The organism is Corallococcus sp. Z5C101001, assembly GCF_007352635.1.
GTDB lineage: Bacteria > Myxococcota > Myxococcia > Myxococcales > Myxococcaceae > Corallococcus > Corallococcus silvisoli.
In genome coordinates this window covers 1-1463 of record NZ_VKLU01000059.1, presented here as the reverse complement: position 1 = coordinate 1463, position 1463 = coordinate 1, and the positions used below count along the sequence as shown (strand labels likewise).

At 66.9% G+C, this 1463-nt stretch carries 1 protein-coding gene; it reads right to left on the bottom strand.

The window, feature by feature from the left end:
* Positions 1-1463: condensation domain-containing protein (locus tag FOF48_RS36185; RefSeq protein WP_255443082.1), on the bottom strand; the 1463-nt coding region annotated here is incomplete at both ends.

The window sequence follows — 1463 nt, the reverse complement described above, 5'->3', positions numbered from 1 at the left end:
CTGTACTCCACCGCCCCGCTCAACCCCTGCGCCGTCTCCGTGAAGAACACGCTCACGTCGAACTTCGACGTCCGGCCTTCGAGTTCCACGGGCTTGAGCACGAGGCCGGGAAGCCGGGCCTCTTCCATCGGCACGTTCTGAAGTGCCAGCAACGTCTGGAACAGCGGCGTGTGGCTGAGGCTTCGCTCTGGCTGCAACGCCTCCACCAGCTTCTCGAACGGCACTTCCTGGTGCTCCTGCGCATCCAGCACCGTCTCGCGCACCTGCGCGAGCAGCGCCTGGAAGGACTTGTCTCCCTCCACCTGCGTGCGCAGCACCAGCGTGTTGACGAAGAAGCCGATGAGCCCTTCCACCTCCGCCCTCGTGCGGCCAGCGATGGGCGAACCCACGCTGATGTCGCTCTGCCCCGAGTAGCGCGACATCAACGCCTGCCACCCCGCCAGCAACACCATGTACAGCGACGCGCCTTCTCTCCGGGCCAGGGCGCGCAATCCCTTCTCGAACGATGCCGGCCAGCGGAAGCGCTGCACCGCGCCCGCATTGCCCCGCACCGCCGGACGTGGACGATCCGTGGGCAACTCCAGCACGGGCGGCGCACCCGAAAGCTTCTGCTTCCAGTGATCCACCTCTCGCCGCAGCACGTCTCCCAGCAACGTCTGCTGCTGCCACAGCGCGTAGTCCGCGTACTGCACCGGCAGCTCCGGCAGCGGCGACGGGCGTCCCTCGGCGAAGGCCGCGTACAGCGCGCTCACTTCACGCACCAGCACGCCCACCGACCAGCCATCCGATACGATGTGGTGCATCGTGAACGCGAGCACATGCTCCTGCTCGCCCAGCTTCACCAGGAATGCTCGGGACAAGGGGCCGCTCTGGAGGTCGAACGGCTTCAGGACCTCCTGTTCGACCCGGCGCCTTGCCTCCTCGTCTCTTCGCGTCGACTCCAGTCCTTGGAGGTCCAGCACCACCAACGGCAGGTCCGCCTTCGCATGGATGACCTGAATGGTCTGGCCCTGCTCCTGCGCGAAGGTCGTCCGAAGGGCTTCGTGACGACGTGAGACTTCGCTCAGCGCCCGCTCCAGGACGTCCTGGCGCAGCATGCCCTCCAGACGCACCACCACCGGCACGTTGTAGAGCGCAGTGCCCGGATCCAGCTGGTCGATGAACCACAACCTCTGCTGCGCGAACGACAAGGCCCGCGGCGCGTCCCGTGACGTACGCATGAGCCGGGACGGGAAACGCCGGCTGCTTCGCTCCAAGCGCTCCGCCAGGGCCTCCACCGTCGTCGCTTCAAACAGCACGCGCAGCGGGACTTCGGTTTCCAGCTCCGCCCGCATCCGCGACACCACCTGCATCGCGAGCAGCGAGTGCCCACCCAACGCGAAGAAGTTGTCCCTCACTCCCACTCGCGGGACTCGCAGCACCTCCGCCCAGATGCTCGCCAGCTTCGCTTCCGTCCGCGTCCT